The organism is Paraburkholderia sp. RL17-373-BIF-A (genome assembly GCF_046030175.1).
Classification (GTDB): Bacteria; Pseudomonadota; Gammaproteobacteria; order Burkholderiales; family Burkholderiaceae; genus Paraburkholderia.
This window is the reverse complement of the sequence record NZ_JARESO010000014.1, coordinates 25814-48755: the sequence shown is the minus strand read 5'-3', so window position 1 is coordinate 48755 and position 22942 is coordinate 25814. Positions and strand designations below refer to the sequence as shown.

General features: G+C 62.1%; 16 protein-coding genes and 1 pseudogene. 10 read left to right on the top strand and 7 right to left on the bottom strand.

What is annotated here, in order from left to right; translation table 11 throughout:
- The first annotated feature begins 155 nt into the window (after nucleotides 1–155).
- The 6 genes and pseudogenes from P0D80_RS18870 to P0D80_RS18845 all read left to right on the top strand — a co-directional run bounded on the left by P0D80_RS18870 (nucleotide 156) and on the right by P0D80_RS18845 (nucleotide 10038).
- Nucleotides 156–3080 (top strand): molybdopterin-dependent oxidoreductase, encoded by a 2925-nt coding sequence (locus P0D80_RS18870; RefSeq protein WP_408285973.1) that lies wholly within the window; start codon nucleotides 156–158, stop codon nucleotides 3078–3080.
- A 27-nt stretch (nucleotides 3081–3107) separates the two neighbouring features.
- Nucleotides 3108–3863: a 4Fe-4S dicluster domain-containing protein gene (locus P0D80_RS18865; RefSeq protein ID WP_408252199.1), complete on the top strand. Its 756-nt coding sequence runs from the start codon at nucleotides 3108–3110 to the stop codon at nucleotides 3861–3863.
- Between the two features lie 20 nt (nucleotides 3864–3883).
- Nucleotides 3884–4834, top strand: a complete 951-nt coding sequence (locus P0D80_RS18860; RefSeq protein WP_408285971.1) for a dimethyl sulfoxide reductase anchor subunit family protein — start codon at nucleotides 3884–3886, stop codon at nucleotides 4832–4834.
- Nucleotides 4835–5270: 436 nt separating this feature from the next.
- A pseudogene (locus P0D80_RS18855) lies at nucleotides 5271–7938 on the top strand (type VI secretion system Vgr family protein).
- Nucleotides 7938–8801: a hypothetical protein gene (locus tag P0D80_RS18850; RefSeq protein ID WP_408285969.1), complete on the top strand. Its 864-nt coding sequence runs from the start codon at nucleotides 7938–7940 to the stop codon at nucleotides 8799–8801. The pseudogene P0D80_RS18855 and the gene P0D80_RS18850 overlap by 1 nt, the downstream one beginning before the upstream one ends.
- 79 nt (nucleotides 8802–8880) lie before the next feature.
- Complete coding sequence (locus P0D80_RS18845) at nucleotides 8881–10038, top strand: glycosyl hydrolase (protein WP_408286126.1); 1158 nt, start codon at nucleotides 8881–8883, stop codon at nucleotides 10036–10038.
- Nucleotides 10039–10092: 54 nt separating this feature from the next.
- Here P0D80_RS18845 and P0D80_RS18840 read toward each other — a convergent pair whose 3' ends face one another.
- Both P0D80_RS18840 and P0D80_RS18835 read right to left on the bottom strand, forming a co-directional pair.
- Nucleotides 10093–12669, bottom strand: a complete 2577-nt coding sequence (locus tag P0D80_RS18840; RefSeq protein ID WP_408178364.1) for an adenosylcobalamin-dependent ribonucleoside-diphosphate reductase — start codon at nucleotides 12667–12669, stop codon at nucleotides 10093–10095.
- A gap of 273 nt (nucleotides 12670–12942) precedes the next feature.
- Nucleotides 12943–13224, bottom strand: a complete 282-nt coding sequence (locus P0D80_RS18835; RefSeq protein ID WP_106311561.1) for a DUF3331 domain-containing protein — start codon at nucleotides 13222–13224, stop codon at nucleotides 12943–12945.
- 374 nt (nucleotides 13225–13598) lie between these two features.
- On the opposite strand from P0D80_RS18835, the gene P0D80_RS18830 reads away from it, so the two are divergent.
- Complete coding sequence (locus tag P0D80_RS18830; protein ID WP_408285967.1) at nucleotides 13599–14681, top strand: AI-2E family transporter; 1083 nt, start codon at nucleotides 13599–13601, stop codon at nucleotides 14679–14681.
- A gap of 51 nt (nucleotides 14682–14732) precedes the next feature.
- On the opposite strand, the gene P0D80_RS18825 is transcribed toward P0D80_RS18830, so the two are convergent.
- Nucleotides 14733–15641 (bottom strand): alpha/beta hydrolase, encoded by a 909-nt coding sequence (locus P0D80_RS18825; RefSeq protein ID WP_408285965.1) that lies wholly within the window; start codon nucleotides 15639–15641, stop codon nucleotides 14733–14735.
- Between the two features lie 98 nt (nucleotides 15642–15739).
- Entirely contained in the window at nucleotides 15740–16849 is a 1110-nt protein-coding gene (locus tag P0D80_RS18820; RefSeq protein ID WP_132382997.1) for an OpgC domain-containing protein, read from the bottom strand.
- A 521-nt stretch (nucleotides 16850–17370) separates the two neighbouring features.
- On the opposite strand from P0D80_RS18820, the gene P0D80_RS18815 reads away from it, so the two are divergent.
- Nucleotides 17371–18531: a porin gene (locus P0D80_RS18815; RefSeq protein WP_132382999.1), complete on the top strand. Its 1161-nt coding sequence runs from the start codon at nucleotides 17371–17373 to the stop codon at nucleotides 18529–18531.
- Nucleotides 18532–18561: 30 nt separating this feature from the next.
- Here P0D80_RS18815 and P0D80_RS18810 read toward each other — a convergent pair whose 3' ends face one another.
- Nucleotides 18562–19509, bottom strand: a complete 948-nt coding sequence (locus tag P0D80_RS18810) for a LysR family transcriptional regulator (protein WP_408285962.1) — start codon at nucleotides 19507–19509, stop codon at nucleotides 18562–18564.
- A gap of 229 nt (nucleotides 19510–19738) precedes the next feature.
- Here P0D80_RS18810 and P0D80_RS18805 point away from each other — a divergent pair, with 229 nt between their 5' ends.
- Nucleotides 19739–20740, top strand: coding sequence for an aldo/keto reductase (locus P0D80_RS18805; protein WP_408285960.1), 1002 nt, complete (start codon nucleotides 19739–19741; stop codon nucleotides 20738–20740).
- Nucleotides 20741–20866: 126 nt separating this feature from the next.
- Here the strand turns inward: P0D80_RS18805 and P0D80_RS18800 are convergent, their stop codons facing one another.
- The gene (locus tag P0D80_RS18800; RefSeq protein WP_342960527.1) at nucleotides 20867–21196 is read right to left on the bottom strand and encodes a hypothetical protein; all 330 of its coding nucleotides are present in this window, start codon (nucleotides 21194–21196) and stop codon (nucleotides 20867–20869) included.
- Nucleotides 21197–21418: 222 nt separating this feature from the next.
- Nucleotides 21419–22006: an NUDIX domain-containing protein gene (locus P0D80_RS18795; protein WP_408178358.1), complete on the bottom strand. Its 588-nt coding sequence runs from the start codon at nucleotides 22004–22006 to the stop codon at nucleotides 21419–21421.
- Between the two features lie 123 nt (nucleotides 22007–22129).
- Between P0D80_RS18795 and P0D80_RS18790 the strand changes: the two genes are divergently transcribed.
- Nucleotides 22130–22885 (top strand): DeoR/GlpR family DNA-binding transcription regulator, encoded by a 756-nt coding sequence (locus P0D80_RS18790; protein WP_408178357.1) that lies wholly within the window; start codon nucleotides 22130–22132, stop codon nucleotides 22883–22885.
- Nucleotides 22886–22942 lie beyond the last annotated feature (57 nt).

The following is a 22942-nucleotide window of genomic DNA, read 5'->3' as shown; positions in this document are numbered from 1 at the left end:
GCCGGCGCGCCATTGAAAGGCAAACGGAAACTATCGGCGTGGCGGATAGTTTCTCTCGAAAATGGCGATTTCCCTTGTGAGGCCACGGCGCATAGGATGAGCGGTATCGCATCACCACCGCTTCGGCCCCACCGGAGCAGCGACGGAGATCCCGCATGGAACACCACGCCCGCACGCAGGATGAACGGCTCGACATCAAGACGACCACCTGCTACATGTGCGCCTGCCGCTGCGGCATTCGTGTGCATCTGCGTGAAGGCGAGGTGCGCTACATCGACGGCAATCCGGAGCATCCGCTGAACCAGGGCGTGATTTGCGCGAAGGGCGCCTCGGGCATCATGAAGCAGTACTCGCCCGCGCGCCTCACTCAACCGCTGATGCGCAAGCCAGGCGCGGAGCGCGGCAGCGCGCAGTTCGAGCCGGTGTCGTGGGAGCATGCGTTCGACGTGCTGGAAAAGCGCCTCGGCGAAATTCGCGCCACCGACCCGAAAAAATTCGCGCTTTTCACCGGGCGTGACCAGATGCAGGCGCTAACCGGCCTCTTCGCCAAACAGTTCGGTACGCCTAATTACGCGGCGCACGGCGGCTTCTGCTCGGCCAACATGGCGGCGGGCATGATCTATACGATCGGCGGCTCGTTCTGGGAATTCGGCGGGCCGGATCTCGACAGCGCCAAGCTCTTCTTCATGATCGGCACGGCGGAGGACCATCACTCGAATCCGCTCAAGATCGCCATTTCGAAGTTCAAGCGCGCGGGCGGCCGCTTCATTGCGATCAATCCGATCCGCACCGGCTACGCGGCAATCGCCGACGAATGGGTGCCGATCAAGCCCGGCACCGATGGCGCGCTGTTCATGGCATTTCTGCACGAACTGATTGCCGCCGACGCGTGGGATCACGAATTCGTGCGCCGCTACACCAACGCGGCGGAACTCGTCGATCTCGACGAAGCCAGCGAAAACTTCGGCCTGTTCGTGCGTGATCCCGAGCGGCCGGTCGGCAACCCGCTGTTTCCGCAGAATCATCTCTGGTGGGACGCTCAAGCGGCGCGCGCCGTGCCGCATCACACGCCCGGCGTCGAACCCGCGCTCGACGGCCGCTATACGCTCGACGACGGCACGCCGGTTACGCCCTCGTTCGCCTTGCTGCGCGAACGCGTGGCCGATTGCACGCCCGAGTGGGCGGCAGGCATCACCGGCATTTCGGCGGACACGATTCGCCGCCTCGCGGGTGAAATGATCCAGACGAGCCGCGATCACCGCATCACCTTGCCGATCCGCTGGACCGACGCATGGGGCGAGACGCACGAAACGGTCACCGGCAACCCGGTTGCCTTTCACGCGATGCGCGGCCTCGCGGCGCACTCCAACGGCTTCCAGTCGATCCGCGCGCTGGCCGTGCTGATGTCGCTGCTCGGCACGATCGACACGCCCGGCGGCTTTCGTCACAAGTCGCCGTTTCCGCGCGCCGTGCCGCCGTCGGCGAAACCGCCGAACAGCCCCGACGCCGTCAAGCCGAACACGCCGCTCGCCACCGGTCCGCTCGGCTGGCCCGCTGCGCCCGAGGACCTGTTCATCGACGATAAGGGTGGGCCGGTGCGCATCGACAAGGCCTTCTCGTGGGAATATCCGCTCGCCGTGCATGGCCTGATGCACAGCGTGATTACCAACGCGTGGCGCGGCGATCCGTATCCGATCGACACGTTGATGATTTTCATGGCCAACATGGCGTGGAATTCGTCGATGAACACGATGAAAGTGCGCGAGATGCTGGTCGACAAGCACGCCAGCGGCGAGTACAAGATTCCGTTTCTGGTGGTGTGCGACGCGTTCCAGTCGGAGATGACGGCGTTCGCCGATCTGATCCTGCCCGACACGACGTATCTGGAACGGCACGACGCGATGTCCATGCTCGACCGGCCGATCTCCGAATTCGACGGCCCGGTGGATTCGGTGCGCGTGCCGGTCGTGCCGCCTACCGGCGAATGCAAGCCGTTCCAGGAAGTGTTGATCGAGCTTGCGTCGCGTCTGAAATTCCCGGCGTTCACGACCGCCGAGGGCGCAAGGCGTTTTCGCGACTATCCCGACTTCGTGGTCAATTTCACGACTTCGCCGGATTCCGGCGTCGGTTTTCTGATCGGCTGGCGTGGCAAGGATGGCGACAAGGCGCTGGTGGGTGAACCGAATCCGAATCAGTGGGAGCAGTACGCGAAGAACAATTGCGTGTTCCATTACCGGCTGCCCGAGACGCTGCAGTACATGCGCAACTGCAACGGGCCGTATCTCGAGTGGGCGGTCAAGCACGGTTTTCGCAAGTTCGGTGAGCCGATTCTGATCCAGTTGTATTCCGATGTGATGCAGAAGTTCAGGCTCGCCGCGCAAGGCCGTACGAGCGGCAGGCAGCCGCCGGATCACTTGCGCGCGCGCGTCGAAAAGTACTTCGATCCGCTGCCGTTCTGGTATGCGCCGCTGGAAAGCGCGGCCACCGACCTCGACCAGTTTCCGCTCGCCGCGGTGACCCAGCGGCCGATGGCGATGTACCACTCGTGGGACTCGCAGAACGCGTGGCTGCGGCAGATTCACGGCGAGAACTATCTCTACATGAATCCGTTGATGGCCGCCGAGAACGGTATCGCCGACGGCGCCTGGATCTACGCCGAATCGCAGTGGGGCCGGGTACGTTGCATGGCGCGCTTCAGCGAGACCGTCGAGCCGGGCACGGTATGGACATGGAACGCGATCGGCAAGGCGTCGGGTGCATGGAACCTCGGCCCGGGCGCGAATGAATCGCAACGCGGTTTCCTGCTCAATCACCTCATCACCGACGAGCTGCCCGGCCGCGACGACGACGTGGCGCGGCGCATGTCGAATTCCGATCCGGTGACGGGCCAGGCCGCGTGGTACGACGTGCGCGTGCGCATCTATCCAGCGGAAGCCGACGCGCGGCACACGCTGCCGCAATTCGCGGCGATGGCCGCGGTGCCGGGTGAGAACGGCGTGATCTCGCGGATCGTGCAGACCTACTTCGCGGGACGAGGGGAGTTCGCGGCGCGGCTGCGCGGCGCGACGGGGCGCAAATAGCATCGAGACAGCCGCAAGGAGCCTTTGATGACACAGATGGCATTGGTGATCGATCTGAACGTGTGCGTGGGGTGCCATGCGTGCGTGACGAGTTGCAAGGAGTGGAACACGTCGGGCGAATCGGGCAGTCTCGCCGATCTGAATCCGTACGACGCGGATCCGTCCGGCACCTTCTTCAACCGGGTGCAGAGCTTTGAAGCCGGTAGTTTTCCCAACGCCGAGACGATCCATTTTCCGAAGTCGTGTCTGCACTGCGAGGACCCGCCGTGCGTGCCGGTCTGTCCGACCGGTGCGAGCTATAAGCGCAAGGAAGACGGGCTCGTGCTGGTGGACTTCGACCGCTGTATCGGCTGCAAGTATTGCGCGTGGGCGTGTCCGTACGGCGCGCGCGAGCTCGACGAAGGGCGCAAGGAGATGACCAAGTGCACGCTGTGCGTCGATCGGATCCACGATGAAAATCTGTCGGAGCGCGACCGTCAGCCGGCCTGCGTGCTCGCTTGCCCGACTTCGGCGCGGCTGTTCGGCGATATTCATGATCCGGAATCGGTGGTGTCGAAGGCGATCGAGGAGCGCGGTGGCTACCAGTTGATGCCCGAGTGGAATACGCGGCCGGCGAATCACTATTTGCCGCGTGTGCCGACCGAGGCCGCGGGTTGCGGCAGCGGTTCCTGTTCATGCAAATCGTCCGGCTCGCTGCAGGAGCCGGGCGTGTCGCCGGAATCGCTCGATGCGCAATTCGAGCGCGGCGAGTTGCATCTCGCGTCGATGGCGACGCGCATCTAATGAACCGATAGGACCTCACGATGAATCCCGCATTCTCCGTGGTTTTTCTGACCACTTTGAGCGGCGCGGCGCAGGGGCTGCTGATCGCGCTCGTCGGCGTGGAAACTGCCGCGCATCTTGGCCTGCTCGCGTCGCCTGTCGAGGCGTTCTATGTCGCTGGCGCGGGCGTGTCGGTGGTGTTGGGCGGGCTCGGACTGATCGCATCGTTCTTCCATCTCGGCCATCCCGAACGCGCATGGCGTGCGATCGCGATGTGGCGGACCTCGTGGTTGTCGCGCGAATGTCTGTGCCTGCCGGCGTTTCTCGCCTGTGCGTTTTTCTACGGTGTCGCGCATTGGTTCGGCTCGCCGTGGTCGCTCGCGATCGGCTGGCTCGGCGTGCTGGCGAGCGCCGTGCTGTTCGTCTGCACGGCGATGATCTACGCGTGTCTGCGCTTTCTGCAGGAGTGGGCTACGCCGCTCACACTGGTCAACTTCGCGCTGCTCGGCTGCGCGTCAGGCTTCACGCTGGCGACGGCTTTGACCGCGTGGTTTGCGCCTGAGTGGACTGCTGGGCTCGCTGTCTGCGCATGCGTGCTGACGCTCGCGGGTCTCGCGAGCCGCTCGGCGTCGCTCATGCGCAATGCGCGGTTGCGGCCGAAGTCGACGGTACAGAGCGCCACCGGCATTCACAATCCGAAGCTGGTGCAGGTGTCGCGCGGCTTCACCGCCGGGGCGTTCAATCTGCGCGAGTTCTTTCATGGCAAATCGGCGGGGACGCTGCGCGGTGTCAAATGGGGCTTTCTCGCGACGGCGTTCGTCGCGCCGGTGTTGTTGATGGCGTTAGGGGCGAGCTTGCATTCGATCGGCGTTTCGCTCGGTCTGCTGGCTGCGGCGTGTCTCGTGCAGTACGCGGGGCTGGTGGCGGAGCGCTGGTTTTTCTTTGCAGAGGCGAAGCATCCGCAGAATCTTTATTACGCGAGGGTGGGGTGAGGAGCGGGGTCGCGCGGGCTTGGGTTATTGACGAGCCATTCGCCATGTGAAAAAACGGTGGGAAAATCATCCTGCAATAGAAGAATCAGAAAATCCGAATCATTTTGACTTCTAAAGCGAATTCATAAGGCCTGCATTTTTTCTGAGGGCTCCGCTGTACCGGTCGGTCAGTTCATTGCCGATAAAAGAACGACACACTGCTAAGTCAAAGGTCAGCCAAAGCGCAGACCCGTATGGCCGTGGCCGCTGTATGACGTGTTTACCCATCCAACGCCTCTCATGCCGAAGCATTTCCCCGTATGCCCGACGCATATTTAAAATCCAAAGATTAATGTCGCTTCACGCTTGCTGACCGTTAATGGCTCGCCGATTCTTCGGATGTTTTGTAGAATCGCGCAGAGCGCGGTCGCGCAGTCGGCTAACAAGAAGAGGCGGTATGAGTGCGCAGGACATAATCGGGGCGATAACCGGCGGGCTTGTCCAGAGTGACCGCATGTTGAAGCTGGATACCTCACTGGGAACTGATGTCCTGGTGCCCCAGCGGGTCGTCGGTCGCTCACGAATCGGTCGTGACTACGAGTTCACTGCCGATGTCGTTTCCACATCGGGCGCGGTTGAGCTCAAGACCCTGATCGCCCAGCCGGCGACGTTGTGGATCCAGCAGACAGACAAGTCCTATCTGCCTCATCACGGATATGTGCATACCGCACGTCGCCTCGGATCGGAGAGCGGGCTCACGAGCTACCAGATCGCGTTTGCATCGTGGATGCACTTTCTGCGCTTCCGTAAAGATGCGCGTATCTGGCAAGACAAGCCGGCCGACGAAATCCTGACCGATGTATTCAACATGCACCCGCAGGCCCAAGGTGCATTCCGCTTCGCCCTAAGCAAGCCCTTGCCCTCGCGTTCGTTCTGCGTGCAATACGAGAGCGACTGGAATTTCGTTCACCGGCTCATGGAAAGTGAGGGACTGTTCGGCTATTTCGAGCAGGCGGGCGACGGCAAGTCGCATACGTTCATCGTCACGGACAGCTTGGACTCGCTCCCCTCACTTTCACCGCAGACGGTTCAGTTCTATCGCGCCGGCACGAACAGCGAGACCGATGCGTTTGTTCTCTGGTCGGGCACGCGAATGCTGCAAAGCGTGACGCTCACGACTCGCACCTTCGATTACAGGGCGCCCGCTTCGCCGGGCAATCCGAAGGGGACTAACATCCCGACGCTTCCTACTCAAGGAAGCCTGCCCCAGCAAGCGGAAGTGTATGAATATACCGGGGCTTATAGCTACGGCAAACAGGACCGGGGCGATAGCCTGTCCAAAGTTCGCGTGGAAGAGTGGGAATCACGAGCCAAGCGGTTCTTCGGTGCGGGCGGTGTGCGAGGCGCGGATGCCGGCCGCTGGTTCGAACTCGACAATCACCCCGCGCACGCCGCAGATAGCGCCCAGAACCGGCGGTTCGCAATTATCGAGGCCACCTGGTTCGTTGAGAACAACCTGCCCGCGCCCGGCCACGCTGCGGATTTCCCTGATGGCCTGAAGGGCGACCTCGCGGCCATCAGAACAAACTATGCCGCTGAAGACGGACTGAAAGTTCGGCACGCTGATGGTAGTGAAGGCTTCTTCGTTGTCGAAATTGAGGCACAACGCAAGGCCGCTCCATATCGAGCATCACAAACCTGACATGCATTTGCAGTCAGCGATTGTCGCCGGCCCTGCCAATGAAGAGGTCTACACGGACTCGCTGAACCGCATCAAGGTGCGCTTCCATTGGGATCGGCTCAATAACGGCGATGAAAACTCGTCATGCTGGGTGCGCGTTGCCATGTCCGATACGGGTGGTGGATATGGTGGCGTACATGTGCCACGGGTCGGTGAAGAGGTTCTGATCAGTTGGTTGGACGGCGACTGTGACAGGCCGCTAGTCACGGGCCGCGTCTACAACGGCGCAACAAAACCTCACTGGCATTCCAACGGGTTGCTGTCCGGCTACCAATCCAGGGAATATCAGGGCAGCGGCTACAGCCAGATGTTAATGGATGACTCTACCGGCCAGAATCGCGTTCATCTATATTCCACGAACTCCAATGCCCAATTGCATTTGGGGTACCTGATCGATCAGTCCGGTAATAGGAGAGGACGTTACCTCGGCAGCGGCTTCGATCTGAAGTCCGATGCCTACGGTGCAGTGCGCGCGGGTCAAGGTCTGTACGTCACCACCTATCCGGCGGCCAGCCAACCGCTGGACGCGCGGGAAACGTCCGCCCAACTGGTCAATTCGGAAAGCGTGCTGGAAGCGATGTCGAATTCCAGTACCACGCATCAGGCGGAAAGCCTCAAGGATGGGTACGACTCGCTGAAGTCATTCAGTGACGCGACACAGAACAGCGTGTCGGGCTCATCATCAGGTGGAAACACCGCGGGCGGCGAAACGGGGAGTGCGAACGCATTCAAGCAGCCGGTCATGCTGTTTGGCAGTCCGTCGGGCATCGCCATGTCCACGCAGAAGTCCGCACATTTGTCCGCTGACCAGCATCTGAACCTCGTCGGCGGACAGAACATGCATATCGCGGCCGGTAGATCACTGATCGCGAGCGTCTCAGAGAAAATCAGTCTGTTCGTGCAGAGCGCCGGGATGAAACTGTTTGCGGGCAAAGGCAAGGTGGAAGTTCAGGCGCACGCGGACAACATCGAACTGACCGCACAAAAGACGTTGAAGCTGTTGTCGGCAACGGAAAAGGTCGAGGCGGCAGCGAAGCAGGAAATCCTGCTTACATCGGGCGGTGCGTATATCCGAGTTAGGGACGGCAACATCGAGATTCATGCGCCTGGCAAGATCGATGTCAAGGGCGGCCAGCATTCGTTCGCAGGGCCAACCCAAATGTCCGCTGCCATTCCCACCATGCCCGGTTCGGAAGGTAACTACGATCAGGCATTTATCGCGCATTGGGCAGGCACGGATATCCCCGCGGCCAATACGAGGTTCCAGATGTTCTCTGACGGCACGCTCATTTCGCAGGGTGTCACGAACGATCTCGGTGAAACAGGGCTGACGCAGAGTCACGTGCCCAAAGACGTGGTCATTAAATTTCTGGAGAACCATTGATGGGTGACAAGCAGGGCACAGTCCTTGGAACGGGCACGGCAATGCTGACGCCCAGCGGCTACCAGGTTCGCCCGAAAGTCGCGCTAAGCAGTTGCAACAGGATCGTGCCGCCCGCAGCGGCTTCGATAATCGGGAAATGTCCGTACTACTATCAGCCATTACACGGTGAGTATCTTGAAACGGTAGAAAAGGTTAGCGTCTCAAGTGCCTGGGAAACGGTCAAGGCTTTTGCCACCTCGTGGGATCCATGGAAAGACAAGGAGGTCGCGCGTCGTTTGCTGCGTCGTCGCGAGCAGTTGATAGCGCCTGAGAGCACCGATTCCGATTGGTCTCGTCATGGCAATTTCATGATGCGACATGTCGGTTGCGAGCATAAACCGCCCTCGTATTACGTGAGCTATGGGTACTACTATTGCTCTACTTATGGAGCCAAGCTTTATCCGAAGTTGAGTCCGGAAGGGCAGGCGTGGCTACAAAAAGCGCGGTGGCATCTTCAGAAAAATATGGAAGATGGACTCAACAAGAACATGATGGGAGATTTGATTCGGATGAGCAGCCAGAAGCCTGGGAATGGCAGCTTCAAGATGATGGTTCCGCAATACGAACTTGAACTCGACGACGATATGTTCAAGGCCTTCGCGTTCAGGACACACCCTCTGGCCTATCTGGATGGCGATCTCGCAGATCTTCCGGTTTCGGACCTCGCAAAAATTACGGCGCAACCAAACATTCAGGAGTGGGGTGACGCACGAACGTGGGAGCAGGCGGTCGACAGTGGCAAAGTGGTCCTCCCGAACATGATTAACCGCTCGGATATGGATGATCCCGTCGGCAAGGCTCTCGGCCGACTGCTGGCGAAGTGATATGCAAAAAGCTAAACGCTGGAAAATTTCGATCGGCGGGCTCGCGCTTCTCGCCGCTGTAACCTATGGATACCAGAGCATGACGACAGGTTGGGAAACGATTGCGACCGCCTTTTCAAAAGGTGACAAGCCCTATGGTGGCGGAGAATTTCGTATTCGCGGAAACCAGGTGATCAGTCTGAAGCTCGCAGATCCAGAAATCACTTTCAAGCCAGCGAGTCAGTTGAAGGATCCGCAGGTGGCAGAGCCAACCGAAGAATGGATGAATGACTCCGGCGAGCGCCTAAACCGGTCAACTGTAAATTTCTTGCAGGGGACCATGGAAGCTGGGATAAAGCGCACGTTCCAGCAACGAGGTCAGGATGCCGCATGGTGGTATTCAAAAGACTGGGGTACCGTCTATATCAGCACGGGTTGGATGGATTACAAAGCACCTCGCCTATCGAACGGCCTGGCACCGCAAATTACCAAACTCTGGCGCTCCAGCGACGGCGGCCGCAACTGGACGCAATTGAACTGGCAAGCAGATCACAACATCGGACAGTTGCTGTTTCTCGATCCGCAACGCGGCTATGCAATTGGATGGGGACCTCACATATGGCGCACGGCGGATGGCGGTCAGTCCTGGCACGAGGTCAAGGTGCCGCCGCTCGCCAACGCAGGTAATCCCCGCAAAACATTTGACGGGGTGAACCTCGGCCCCGATGGTGTGCTGCGTGTTGCCTACTATGTCGAACAAGCCGGCGACATCAAAACATCCAGTCTTGTCTACCGGCTGAGTTGGGACCAGGCTGACTTCGAGCCGGATGTCGTGCTGCCGGATCAGACGGTAGTCGACCTGCAATCATCCCCGCAAACGAGCGGCGGTTACTCGCTGTATGCGCTGTCCCGGTTGGGGGCGCCGCGCAATTGGGATGACCCGAGCGACAAGGGGCATCGCACAGGCGCTGTTTCAGTATGGAGAAACGTCCAGAAGGCCAGTGCGCAGCAGTTGCATACGTTTGACGACCGCTTGATGCTCGACGGTCTCAGCGTAGGTCAGCAAGGCGTGCTGCTGGTCTATGCCACGGATGCGACGGGCGATGGCGCACCACGGGATCTCACCTTCGTCAGCAAGGATTTCGGAAAGTCATGGAACGACCTGAATGACGGGGCTGCTCAAGGCGGCTACTTCGATCCCGATACGAACACGCAGTACGCGTTGTTTGCCTACACGCTGAAGAAAAGGAAGCTATAGCGATCTGGGTTTATCGTTTTTGAATAGGTGGGTCGACGTCACGACCCACCCAATCTACCCGCACGCCCCCACTTCACCACACGCCGTGCAAAAGTCACACCCGTCCTTGCGAATCACCGCATTCGCCCCGCACGACCCGCACTTACGCCCGAGCATCGTATGCAGGCCTTGCGCTCCGCCGGGCTGCGTCAACGCGAGCGCGTCGGCGTCAGTCTCAACGGGATGCGGCCGGATGCCGAAATCCGCCGGCAACGCCGTCTCGGCCCGCATCTGTCCGCGCGGCAAACGCGCCAGCATGCGCGAAGGCACCTGGTTACCTTCGGCATCGAGAAACCCGCGCCGATGCAGAATCTGTTGGATCGCAAAGGCGAGGGCGGCCACTTCCGAATCGTGCCAGCGCGGCGTGCGATGCCCGTCGAGACGCTGCACCTCACCGAGCCGGACCTGGCCGCGATCCCACGAAACCTTGCGCATGTCCTGCAAGTTGCGCGCGACAAAACCGCCGCGTGCCGCCAGCGACAGCGAACGCATCGTCGCTGTGATCCATTGCTGCGATTCGTCGCGCTGACCGGTCGGAATAAAGAACTCGATAGGCCGTTCGATGGTGACGTCTTCACCGCCCAGCCGTCCCGTGACCTCGATGAACGATACCGCCACATAGAGCGACTTCTTGCCCGCCTGCGTCAGATATTCGACTTTCTCGATGATCGCGGGCAGCTCGCCTTTGGGCCGATGATCGATCGCGATCCGCAACGGGTCGAGGTCGCTCTCGGCCAGCGTGTCGTCGGCTTGCGGCGGGCTCACGCTGAGCACCGCGCCGAGCGTTTCGTTGGGCCGATAGGTGGCGAGACCCTTGAGGCCGTTTTTCCACGCATCGAAGTAGAGGCTTTCGAACGCTTCGAACGGATAGTCGGCGGGCACGTTCACCGTCTTCGAGATCGACGTGTCCACGTACGGTTGCACGGCCGCCATCATGTCGAGATGGTCGCGCGCCGACATTTCCAGCGCGCTGACGAAATAGTCCGGCAGCTTGCTCGTGTCGCCGCCGAGTTCGCGATAGAGCCGATACGCGTAGTCTTCGACATCGAAGGATTCGCGGCCGCCGTCGGCCATCACCTTCATACGCGTGTAGGTCCACGAGAAGGCCGGCTCGATGCCGTTCGACGCGTTGTCCGCGAAAGCGAGGCTCACCGTGCCGGTCGGCGCGATGGACAGTAGATGGCTGTTGCGAATGCCATCGCTGCGAATCGCCTGCTTGATGTCCTCGGGCAGACGCGAGGCGAACGTGCCGGCTTCCAGATAACGCGCGGCATCGAAGAGCGGAAATGCGCCACGCTCGCGCGCCAGTTCCACGGATGCGCGATACGCCTCGTCGCGCATCAGTTGCGCGATGCGCACGGCGAAGTCGCGCCCTTCCTGCGAGTTGTAGCGCAAGCCGAGCATGACGAGCGTATCGCCGAGGCCAGTGAAGCCCACGCCGATGCGCCGCTTGGCGCGCGACTCGTCGTATTGCTGCTGCAGCGGCCACAGCGTGACGTCGAGCACGTTGTCGAGAAAGCGCACTTGTGTGCGCGTGCGTTTGGCGAGGCCGTCCCAGTCGAACGAAGGCTTGCGGCCTTTCATCTGCGCGAACGGATCGATCACGAAACGCGTGAGGTTCAGCGGCCCGAGATTGCAGCAGCCGTACGCCGGCAGCGGTTGTTCGCCACACGGATTGGTGGCGCGGATGGTTTCGACCGCGCGCAGATTGTTGTCCTCGTTCATGCGCGAGATGAACACGATGCCGGGTTCCGCGACGTCGTACGTGGAGCGCATGATGCGATCCCAGATCGCGCGCGCGGGGCGTTCGCTGTAGACCCACAGGCCGTCTTCGCGTTGCCGCACGTCGTCGGCCGCGCGTTGGGCGGGCGAAGGCTCGGCGCGATGCACGAGTTGCCAGGGCTGATCTTCCTCGACCGCGCGCATGAATTCATCGGTCACGCCGACCGAGACGTTGAAGTTATTCCAGCGGCCCTTCGAATGCTTGGCCTCGATGAACTCCAGCAGGTCGGGGTGATTGCAGTCGAGCACGGCCATCTGCGCACCGCGCCGCGAACCGGCGCTCTCGACGGTGCGGCACGACGCGTCGAACACGTCCATATAACTGCACGGCCCGGACGCCGACGAACTGGTGGTGTGAACGCGCGCGCCCTTGGGACGGATCGCGGAGAAGTTATAGCCTACGCCGCCGCCACGGCGCATGGTTTCGGCCGCCTGCAGCAAGGCGACGTAAATGCCGGGCAGGCCTTGTTCGTCGACGCCCTGAATCGCGTCGCCCACGGGTTGCACGAAGCAATTGATCAGCGTGGCCGCAATGCCGGTGCCCGCCGCGCTCATGATGCGGCCGGCGCCGAGCGCGCCGTGCCGCAGGTTGTCGACGAAGAGCGCTTCAACCGATTCGCGCAACGCTTGCGGCTCCGCCTCGGCGACGCCGCGCGCGACGCGCTTGAACACATCGTCGGCCGATTGTTCGTCGCCTTTCGCGTACTTCTCTAGCAGGACGTCGAGGGAGAATTGTTGCGGTGCGACGAGTGGAGCGGGCGGCGCGGGGGGCGCTATTTGCGCGCGGGTTTCCGGCGTGTCTTCGGCCATGGTATGCCCTCAATCGGCGCCGCACGGGGCACGGCGCGGTGGGTGGACGTGCGGGTCACGATAGCGCCGCGCGTGGAGCCGGCAGGTGACTTGACGCAACGACGTCCACCTTAACGCACGTGGCGAAGGGCCGCAATCAGAGGGTGTTTTACCCACGGCGCGGAGTGGGTCGCGCGAGGCGCGTGCCGCTATGTGGGTTGGTCCGCCGGGCAGATCGGGCGCGTCAGGCGCATTGGGCAGAACGCACGCGCGACGCCGGCAGGCAGATGAGGCTCAGGCTTCGACGCACTCCAGCAGTTCAGCGCAAATCATAGCGGAAGCGTTCAAAGGCGCCGGCCGCTCGGCCGGTTTGAATACCGCGTCGCCGCGGCGAATCTTGCGGCGCGAGACCGCGCAGGTTCCCGAGGTATGTGCCGACCTGCGGCGCCACCGCTGCTCGCCGTAATGACATTTACCCGGCTCGACCCAGCGAATTACCAGCGTCGTGTCCGAACGCTCGAGAATCTCGATGCGGACGCCATTGGTACCGTCAAGGGGGATGGACTCTAAGGTCATCGTCGTCGGCTCCGTATTGTGTGGTGTGCCGAATGTAGTCCCGCGCGCGTCGGATAGCCATTGTATCGCGGTTGAAACACTGTTCTTCAAATAGCAACAATGAAACTTGACATTCGCGCTATCCCGAAAAGACGGGCCTCCGCGGGCCATTGTTAAGTTGAATTTACGATAGGGCGGATTTTTGCAACGCAGTGTTGTACGCAGTGAGACAAGCGTTCGACCCGCAAAGGGCGCCGGCGCTTCCTTTAAGATGTGGTTATTGATGAGCGACCGTGCAACGGCAGTGTAGCGGTTTTGCATTTTTCCGGTCGGCTCGCGCACACACACCGAAGGAAGTCCCTTGGGGGCACCTTCACAAAACCATAAGAGCTCACATGAATTCACGCCGGCCTGTCGCACCTCCTGAACCACCTGACGCGTCGGACTGCCTGAAGAAGCAGAAAGCGGCTTCCCTCGTGTTGTACATCGGACTGGTGCTGCTGGCGTTGTGGGTCGCGCGCGATTTCATCGCGGTCGTGGCATGGGCCGCCGTGATTGCGATCGCACTCTGGCCGCTGTTGCGCAGGGTCGAGGGCAACCGCTGGTTCACCGGACGCACGACGCTGATCGCGGCTGTCTTGACGCTGGCGATCGCGTTGCTGGTCGTGCTGCCGGTTGGCATCGGCATTGCCCAGGCGCTACGCGAAGCGCATGACATGAACGAGTGGTTCAAAGATGCGCAGGAAAACGGCATTCCGTTGCCGGATTTCATCCAGCATCTGCCGTTCGGCGTGCAGCAGGCTTCCACGTGGTGGCAGGCCAACCTCGCTCAGCCGCTGCGCGAATCGGCCGCCATGAAAGGACTGCACAGCACCACGGTGATGACGCTCGGCCGCCACTTCGGCGCGCGCGCGGTGCATGCCGTGGCGGTGTTCGGCTTCATGCTGATCACGCTATTCGTGATCTTTCAGGCGGGGCCGCGCTTGTCGAGCTCGCTGCTGAAGGGCGTGCGGCGCGGCTTCGGCGACGACGGCGCGCAGCTTCTGCTGCGGATGGCCACGGCGGTGCGCGGCACGGTGTCGGGACTGGTCGTGGTCGGACTCGGCGAGGGCGCGTTGATGGGCGTCGCCTATTTCGTGACGGGCCTGCCGCATGTCGCGCTGCTCGCGCTCGTCACCGCGATCGCCGCGATGCTGCCGTTCTGCGCGCCGATCACCTTCGGTCTCGCGGCCTTGTGGCTGGTCGCGCAAGGCTCGGTGGCAGCGGGCGTCGGCCTCGCCGTGTTCGGCTCGGTCGTGGTGTTCATCGCCGAGCACTTCGTGCGGCCGGTGCTGATCGGCAACTCGACGCGTTTGCCGTTCCTGCTCGTGCTGTTCGGCATTCTCGGCGGAGCGGAAACGTTCGGGCTGCTCGGCATCTTCATCGGCCCCGCGCTGATGACCGTGCTGATGGTGTTGTGGACCGACCTCGTGCAATAGTTGCACGGTTTTTTCAGGCCCATCCCGTTTCAGCCAGTACTGCTGAGCCGTTCAGGGCCGCTGATACGAAGGATGTTCCAGCGGCGGCTGCTGTGGTTGCTGCGGTCGCGACTGCGGTTGCGGCTTCACGCAACCAAGCGTGTATTTGAGCGCCGCGGGCAGCAGCGTGCTCCAGACGTCCCAGGTGTGGCCGCCGTCGATAATGCGCAACGCCGCCGGATTGCCCGCCAGCCGCAAGTGCGTATAGAGCGAAGACGCATCGGCCTGGATCGCGAGGTCGTCGTCGCCGGCGGCGATGAACATCGGCAGACGGTACGGCCGGCTCATATAGCGGTCCCACTGCGCCGGATAGTTGAGTTCGTGCCAGACCCGCGCGTCGAACTCGCGCTCGCCGAACACGCCGACGCGGCGCGCAGCCGACGCGCGCGGCGGCTCGTTCGGATAGATCGCGGGGCTCAGCAGCAGCGCGCCGCAAAAGCGCTCCGGTTGCGTCATCGCATAGCGTAGCGCGCCGAAGCCGCCCATCGAGACGCCGCCGATCATCCGTCCGCCGCGTTGCGTCGAGACCGCGTAGCGCGCTTCGATCTCGGGCAGCAGATCCTCGAAGAACGCGGTCTCCATCTTCTCCTTGCGATCGACGTACCAGTCCGTGCCGCCCTGCGGCATCACGATCACGACGGGCGGCATGTCCTTGTGCTCGATCAGCGCGTCGGCGGCGCTCTGCAGGTGGCCTTGCGCGATCCAGTCGTTGGCGTCGCCGTTGTTGCCGTGCAGGAGATACAGCACGGGCAGGCGGCCGGCGTCATGGCGATAGCCGGTCGGCAGATAGATCGTGTAGGCCGAGTCGCGGCCGAGGGCGTCGGAATGGAAGCTGCGGCTGATCACGGTGCTAGCGAGCACTGGCACGCTGCTCGAGGCCGCGCAGAGCGCAACGAGGGCGGAACGTAGGAATAGACGCATGTCAGAGTAGGAGGCCGCGGCGTGGGTCGCGCGCGGCCGTCATGCTATCAGGATCGGCGGTGAATTTTGAGCAACGGTCTCCGGCCGGCGCACGCCGCTCAGGGCGATGTCCGCAGCCGCCCGGCATACAGCCGGCCAGCCAGACGCTTGAGCGGTTCCGCGCCCAGCGCCACCGCGAACAGCGCGCCGATCGCAATCGCATCCGCGAGCAGTCCGAGCGGATAGTTCAGATAGCCGTCCGTCGCCGCGTACAGCACGGAATCGACCACGAGCGAGATCACCGCGCCGGCGATAAAGCACAGCAAGCCCTTGCGGCCGATCACGCCGACCCACGGCACCCATTGCGCGAGCTTCTTCGCCCAGCCGAGCTGAATCAGATTCGCGACGAGCCACGCGATGGCGAGGAAATTGACCGCGCGCAGGTACGAGAGGTTTTGTTTGAGACTGCCATCGAGCGGCTCGTGCTCGATAAAGAGCTTGTAGTAAGCGGCGGCCGCGACCACCGCAAACGCCAGCAGGCTGACGACCCAGCTAAGGCGGTGCGCGCTGATGCGCTGATAAACCGGCTGGCAACGGGCCAGCACGCCGAGCACGAACAGCAATTGCCAGGCGAACGGATTGAAATCCCAATGCATGTCCGGCGCGGCGGGCAGGTAGGCGTCGATGGCCGGCGCGCCGGCCCACAGCGCGACGCTGCCGGCCAGCAGCAGCCACGGCTTGCTGCGCGCGAGCGGCAGGATCATCGGCACCAGCAGGGCGAAGAACGCGTACATGGGCAGCACCGAGGCCAGATACGGTTGGCGGCGGAACAGCAGGATGTCGCCGAGAGCCGCGAGCGGGGTGTCCATCAGATCGTCGAGATCGGTGGTGGCGAGATTCGGCCCGTCGATGCTGAAGGCGGTGAGCACGGCGCTGACCAGCAGCATCAGCGCGGCGGTGACGAGGAACGCGCGATAGATCTCCAGCGAACGCCGCAAGAAGCGGCTGCGCGCGATCGTCTCGTTGCGCCGTTCGGCCAGTGCGGCGTAGGCCGTGGCGGTCGCGAAGCCGCCGAGGAACACGAAGACCTCGGCGGCATCGCACAGCGCGTAGGCGTGTAGGGTGACGCGCGACAGAATGCTGCCGCCGATGTGATCGACGACGATGATCAGAAGGACCAGCCCTCGAAAAAAATCGAGTTCGATCAGGCGGGATTGCGACTTTTGCATTGTGTGGCGCCAAAAGCAAACCCCGTGCGACGGCGCGCTGGTTCAGCGCGGCAGGCGTCTCACAAGGCTTTTAGAAATTGGATTGGATGCTGCGGCGGATACGCGACCCGCGTCGCCGCTTTCAACCGGCCGGACGTGGCGCGGTTGCAGGGGGCAGTAAAAATGACCCACGTGGCGGCGCGGAGTTCCGCTGCGCCGCCGCAAGAAGGTTGCGATTATATTTCCTTTCGTGACAAATCTGCCTGCGGCAGGGCAAGTCAGCGCGCGTCGGCCGCAGCCGGTATCAAGTCCGCGCGGCGTTGCGCCGTTTACCTGAATGAGCGCCGCGACAAAAGGGCCCAACGCACCAAGTGGAGATTTCGCAACGTTTTGAGATATCGATACGACACCCAATGGACGGCGACCTAACGGCGTGTGAGGATTTCTGAAAGCGCGTCAAGGTCGATGCAGCACCTTGTAAGGCGCAAAGAACAAAGCGGCCGGATCGAGTTGTCCCATTGCTCGAGTGCAGGGAGATCGTCATGAACAAGCAAGTGTTCGCGCTAGCTGTCTCCACCGCTATGTCCGCCGCTTTTGCCGCGCCCGCCCTGGCGCAGACGAGTGTCACGCTATATGGCGTGCTCGACGAAGGCATCAACTACACGAACAATGTCGGCCGCGGCCATGTCTATGAGCTGGCGAGCGGCTATGCGCAAGGCAGCCGCTGGGGGCTGAAGGGCGCCGAGGAACTGGGCGGCGGCCTGAAAGCGATCTTCCAGCTGGAAAACGGTTTCGACGTGAGTTCCGGGCGGCTCAACCAGGGCGGCCGGATGTTCGGCCGCCAGGCCTTCGTCGGCTTGAGCGCGGAGCGCTACGGCACGTTGACGTTCGGCCGCCAGTACGATTCGGTGGTCGATTATCTGGCCCAGACCACGGCCAACGGCAACTGGGCCGGCTTGCTCTTCTCCCACCCGTACGACAACGACAACACGGACAACTCGTTCCGGCTCGACAACTCGATCAAGTACACGAGTCCGTCGCTGTCCGGCTTCCAGTTCGGCGGCGTCTATAGCTTCAGCAACGACACCAACTTCGCCAACAATCGCGCGTACAGTTTCGGCGGCCAGTATTCTTATGGCGGCCTGCTGGTGGCCGCGGCCTATCTGCAAGCCGACAATCCCGGCAATGGAGCGAACGGGGCGATCACGGCGAACGACGCCAGCTTCATCGCCGCCCGTATGCGTGTGTTCGGCGGTGGCATCACCTATACGTTCGGTCCGGCGACGGCCGGCTTCGTCTATACCAACTCGAACTATCTGGACCCGACCGGCAACGGCTATCTCGGCGTGACGCCGCTCGTGCCGCCGGGCGTATTGCTGAACTCGCTGAAGTATCAGAACTTCGAGGTGAACGGCAAGTATCAGATTTCGCCGATGCTGTTCGTCGGTGCACAGTACGTGTACACGATGGAAACCTACGACGCCTCGACCGGCGGCGTGAAGCCGAAGATTCACTCGTTCGGCCTGATGGCGGATTACAACCTGTCCAAACGCACCGACGTCTACATCCAGGGCGAGTATCAGCAGGTGACGGGCGACGCGACCTATTCGATTCTGGACGACGCGTTCAACGTCGGCACGCAGTCTCCTTCATCGACCTCGAGGCAGGTCGTGGTGCGCGCAGCGATCCGGCACAAGTTCTGACTTCACCTGGGCTAACCACCTCGGCTAACTTTACCTGGCCGCGCCGCGCGGCCGTTTGTGTTTGGGCGCCGCCACAGCGGGCGTCTTTGTGCCGATCAACTCCGCCACCCCGTCGACAAAAATCCGCACCCGCGGCGCCAGATGCCGGCCGTGCGGAAACACCACCGACACCGGCAGCGGCGGCGCTTTCCAGTCCTTCAGCACTTCGACGAATTCGCCGCTTGCGAATAGCGGCGCGTCCACGCTGCCGACCGGCCCCTGAATCATGCCGAGCCCGGCGAGACAACAACCTATATAGGCATGCGCGCTGTTGACCGAGACGGCGCTGCGCATCGCGACCGTCTTCAGTTCGCCTTGCTCCTGATACTCCCAGTCGAGATCGCGCCCGCTGCGGCTGGAGAAAAAGCCGACCGCGACATGGTCGTCCAGATCGGCGGGCGTACGCGGCAGGCCGTGTTTCTCGATGTACCCGCGCGACGCGCAATTGACCTGCTCGAACTCGCCGATGCGCCGCGCGACCAGCGTTGTGTCGCCCATGCTGCCGACCCGCACCGCGCAATCCACGCCGTCCTCGATCAGGTCGATCATGCGGTCGGTCGCGCTCAGCACGACGCGAATGTCCGGATAACGCGCGAAGAATTCCGGCAGCGCGGGGATCACCACGTGCAGCGCCAAGCGCTCCGGCAGGTCGACGCGGATGACGCCGCGCGGGCCGTTGGCGACGTCGGCGAACAGCGCCTCGGCGTCGTCGATCTCGGCCAGCACCTGGACGCAGCGCTCGTGATAGGCGGCGCCTTCGGGCGTGAGCGCGACGCGCCGCGTGGTGCGCTGAAGCAGCCGCACGCGCAGATGGCTTTCCAGGTACTGGATCGCGTTACTGACGGTGGGGCGCGGCAGTTGCATCTGCTCGGCGGCTTTGGTGAAACTGCCGAGTTGCGCGACGCGCGCGAAGACTCTCATGGCTTGCAAGTGATCCATCGACGACGCTCTCCGTCTGAGACCCAGCCGGACCGGGTTCGGGTGGCTTTCCATTACCCTGATTGTTAACCGTTTTCGACCAATCTGATCGAACGCCGCGCCTTTATCGCTTGTCGGCTCGGGCGCAGAATGCCGCTCAGGCGTGGCGGATCCGGCTTCAAACGCGGCTTCACGCAGGCCGGTTCGCCGTCATCCTAAACGTGATCAAACGACTTCGGGAATGCACGCAATGAATACACGTCAACTGGGCCAGCAAGGCCCGCGAGTTTCCGCCATCGGCCTCGGCTGCATGGGCATGTCCGATCTGTACGGTCCGGCCGACCGCGACGAAAGCATCGCCACGATTCACGCGGCGCTCGACGCCGGCATCACGCTGCTCGACACCGGCGACTTCTACGGCATGGGTCACAACGAAATGCTGATCCGCGACGCGCTGCAAGGGCGCCAGCGCGAGAACGTGGTGGTCAGCGTGAAATTCGGCGGGATGCGTGATCCGGCCGGCGGCTGGATCGGCTTCGACGCGCGGCCGGCGGCGGTGCGCAATTTCCTCGCGTATACGCTGCGGCGGCTCGGCACCGACTATATCGACGTTTACCGCCCCGCGCGACTCGACCCGGCGGTGCCGGTCGAAGAGACCGTCGGCGCCATTGCCGATCTGGTCAAGGAAGGCTACGTGCGCCAGATCGGCTTGTCGGAAGTCGGCGCGCACACGCTACGCCGGGCGCGGGCCGTCGCGCCGATTGACGATCTGCAAATCGAATACTCGCTGATGTCGCGTGGAATCGAGGCCGAGATTTTGCCGGTGTGCCGTGAACTCGGCATCGGCATCACCGCGTATGGCGTGTTGTCGCGGGGTTTGCTGAGCGGCACGTGGTCGAAGGAGCGTGGCGCGCAGAAGGATTTCCGCAGCGTGAGCCCGCGCTTTCAGGGCGAGAACCTCGAGCGCAATCTGGCGCTGGTCGAAACCCTGCGCGCTATCGCCGACGCGCGCGGCACGAATCCGGCGCAACTGGCGATCGCATGGGCCTTGTCACGCGGCGACGACATCGTGCCGCTGGTCGGCGCGCGGCGCCGCAGCCAGTTGACGGACGCGCTCGCGGCGACCGAGTTGCGCCTGAGCGCCGACGAGTTGGCGCGCATCGAAGCTGCGATTCCGCCTGAAGCCGTGGCGGGTTCGCGCTACAACGAGGTGCAGATGGCGCATCTCGACAGCGAACGCAGCGGGCATTGATCGGCTGATCGGCTATTGGGAAAAGGAAAGACGTAAACGAATCGCGCGCCTTGGATAAGGGATTATCACAAGGCGCGCGAATTTCAGACTATGAATATCGAGCGGCGTATTAAAACGGATTAGCGCTCAATTCATCACGTAATTCTGAAACAGAATGCCGACGATAACGCCAAACGGAATACCGAACGTCCGGCCGCGAAGGGTGGCGTTGATGTCCTCGTCGAGGACGAAGCTGCAGCGGCGCTCGCGCCAGACGGTTTTATAGGCCAATGGTTTCGCGTCGACGATCACGATGGAAATCAGCGCGGTCATCGTAACCTGTTCGAGTGCATGCAGTTTGGCCATAAACGGCGAAAATTCGCCTGCATTGCACAGGAGCACCATGATGACGGCGGCAATCAGGGTGCCGAAGAAAAAACCGTTCATGAATCGGTTTGCGGAACTGAGAGAATCCATTTGAACCTCGGCTTTACCCGCAGCCTTGATAAAGGCGGCGAATTAAAAATATTCTGACGGAAAGGGTTTTCCATTCGATAAACCGGCGTCGCCTTGACTGCGGCGCCGGTCAATCTCACTGGGATGCGTAAGAATATTTTTACTGCCGTGTTCAACCTATCGTCCTTTTCCTAATGCCGGGTAGGATGATTCCGAAAAGCGCGGAAACGCGCCACGTTCGAACTACGTCCCGAACAGATTCAGTTGGGCGTACTGCAACAGCATGATGGTCTTTCCGTCGACGATTTCGCCGCGCTCGATCATCGCCAGCGCTTCGTCCACCGGCAGCTCCAGCACCTCGATATCTTCACCTTCGTCGGCGAGGCCGCCGCCCGCGCCGACTTTCGCCACCGCATCGTATTCAGCAACGAAAAAGTGCAGTTTCTCCGTGACCGAACCCGGGCTCATGAAGGCCTCGAATACCTTGCGGACGTCGCGCACCCGGTAGCCGGTTTCTTCCTCGACTTCCGCGCGAATCCGTTCCTCCGGCGACGCGGTCTCCAGCAGGCCGGCCGGTGTCTCGATCAGCATGCCGTGATGACCGTTGACGAACGCCGGCAAGCGGAATTGCCGCGTTAGCACGACCGTGCGCCGGTGCGGTTCGTAGAGCAGCAGCGTCGCGCCGTTGCCGCGGTCGTAAGTTTCGCGGCTCTGGCGTTGCCAACTGCCGTCGGCGCGCTGGAAGTCGAAGGTGGTTTTTTTCAGCACGTACCAGTCGTCCGACAGCACCTCGACGTCGACAATCCTGACCCGTTCGGCGATTTCGTTCATGGCTCGCATCCTGTCCTGTAGGGAAACGCGGTTCGCTCCGCATGCGAATCATGGTATCGTGCGATATCGTGCAAAAACAAGTAATTTCGTGCAAGTCGATAAGACTCGCTAAGGACCGCCGCCGTGCTCACATCGCAAAGAAAGCAACTGATACTCGATGCGCTCAAGCGTAACGGGCAAGTGGTCGCCAAAACCTTGAGCGCCGAATTCGACGTCTCCGAAGACACGATTCGCCGCGATCTGCGTGAGCTCGCTGCCGAAGGTCAGCTTCAGCGCGTGCATGGCGGCGCACTGCCGGCGTCGCCGGCGGCGGCGGACTTTGCCGGGCGCGAGCGTATCGAGTCGGCGTCGAAGGCGGCGATCGGCCGGGCGGCCGCGGGCATGATCGTGCGTGGCCAGATTGCGTTCGTCGACGGCGGCACGACCGCGGTGCAACTCGCGCGTCATCTGCCGCGTGACTTGCGGGCGACGATCGTCACCCATAGCCCGAGCATCGCCGTCGAACTCGCGGAGCATGCCGAGTTGGAAGTCGTGATGATCGGCGGCCGCCTGTTTCGGCATTCGATGGTCAACGTCGGCGCCGCGGCAATCGAAGCGCTCAGCCACATTCGCGCGGATCTGTATTTCATGGGCGTGACCGGCGTGCATCCGCAAGCAGGCCTGAGCACCGGCGATAGGGAAGAGGCCTACGTGAAACGCGCGTTCGCGGAACACGCGGCGGAGACGGTGGTGCTGGCGTCGGCGGAAAAACTCAATGCGGCCTCGCCGTACAAGATCGCCGATGTGACGGCGGCGAGCACGATCGTCGTCGAACGGAATACGGACGAGGCCTTGACCGCGCCGTTCGAAGCGTTGGGTATCACGATCGTGCGGGCATAGTTGGGCATGCTGATTAAAAAGTAGAAAAACCGCCAGAAACCGCTGTAAACCCGCGAA

Coding starts and splice junctions, on each gene's coding strand:
- P0D80_RS18835 (WP_106311561.1), bottom strand. CDS start 13,224: ATGACCTTAGAGTCCATCCCCCTTGACGGTACCAATGGCGTCCGCATC.
- P0D80_RS18845 (WP_408286126.1), top strand. CDS start 8,881: ATGACGACAGGTTGGGAAACGATTGCGACCGCCTTTTCAAAAGGTGAC.
- P0D80_RS18870 (WP_408285973.1), top strand. CDS start 156: ATGGAACACCACGCCCGCACGCAGGATGAACGGCTCGACATCAAGACG.
- P0D80_RS18840 (WP_408178364.1), bottom strand. CDS start 12,669: ATGGCCGAAGACACGCCGGAAACCCGCGCGCAAATAGCGCCCCCCGCG.
- P0D80_RS18800 (WP_342960527.1), bottom strand. CDS start 21,196: ATGGATTCTCTCAGTTCCGCAAACCGATTCATGAACGGTTTTTTCTTC.
- P0D80_RS18805 (WP_408285960.1), top strand. CDS start 19,739: ATGAATACACGTCAACTGGGCCAGCAAGGCCCGCGAGTTTCCGCCATC.
- P0D80_RS18865 (WP_408252199.1), top strand. CDS start 3,108: ATGACACAGATGGCATTGGTGATCGATCTGAACGTGTGCGTGGGGTGC.
- P0D80_RS18795 (WP_408178358.1), bottom strand. CDS start 22,006: ATGAACGAAATCGCCGAACGGGTCAGGATTGTCGACGTCGAGGTGCTG.
- P0D80_RS18820 (WP_132382997.1), bottom strand. CDS start 16,849: ATGCAAAAGTCGCAATCCCGCCTGATCGAACTCGATTTTTTTCGAGGG.
- P0D80_RS18830 (WP_408285967.1), top strand. CDS start 13,599: ATGAATTCACGCCGGCCTGTCGCACCTCCTGAACCACCTGACGCGTCG.
- P0D80_RS18860 (WP_408285971.1), top strand. CDS start 3,884: ATGAATCCCGCATTCTCCGTGGTTTTTCTGACCACTTTGAGCGGCGCG.
- P0D80_RS18810 (WP_408285962.1), bottom strand. CDS start 19,509: ATGGATCACTTGCAAGCCATGAGAGTCTTCGCGCGCGTCGCGCAACTC.
- P0D80_RS18825 (WP_408285965.1), bottom strand. CDS start 15,641: ATGCGTCTATTCCTACGTTCCGCCCTCGTTGCGCTCTGCGCGGCCTCG.
- P0D80_RS18850 (WP_408285969.1), top strand. CDS start 7,938: ATGGGTGACAAGCAGGGCACAGTCCTTGGAACGGGCACGGCAATGCTG.
- P0D80_RS18815 (WP_132382999.1), top strand. CDS start 17,371: ATGAACAAGCAAGTGTTCGCGCTAGCTGTCTCCACCGCTATGTCCGCC.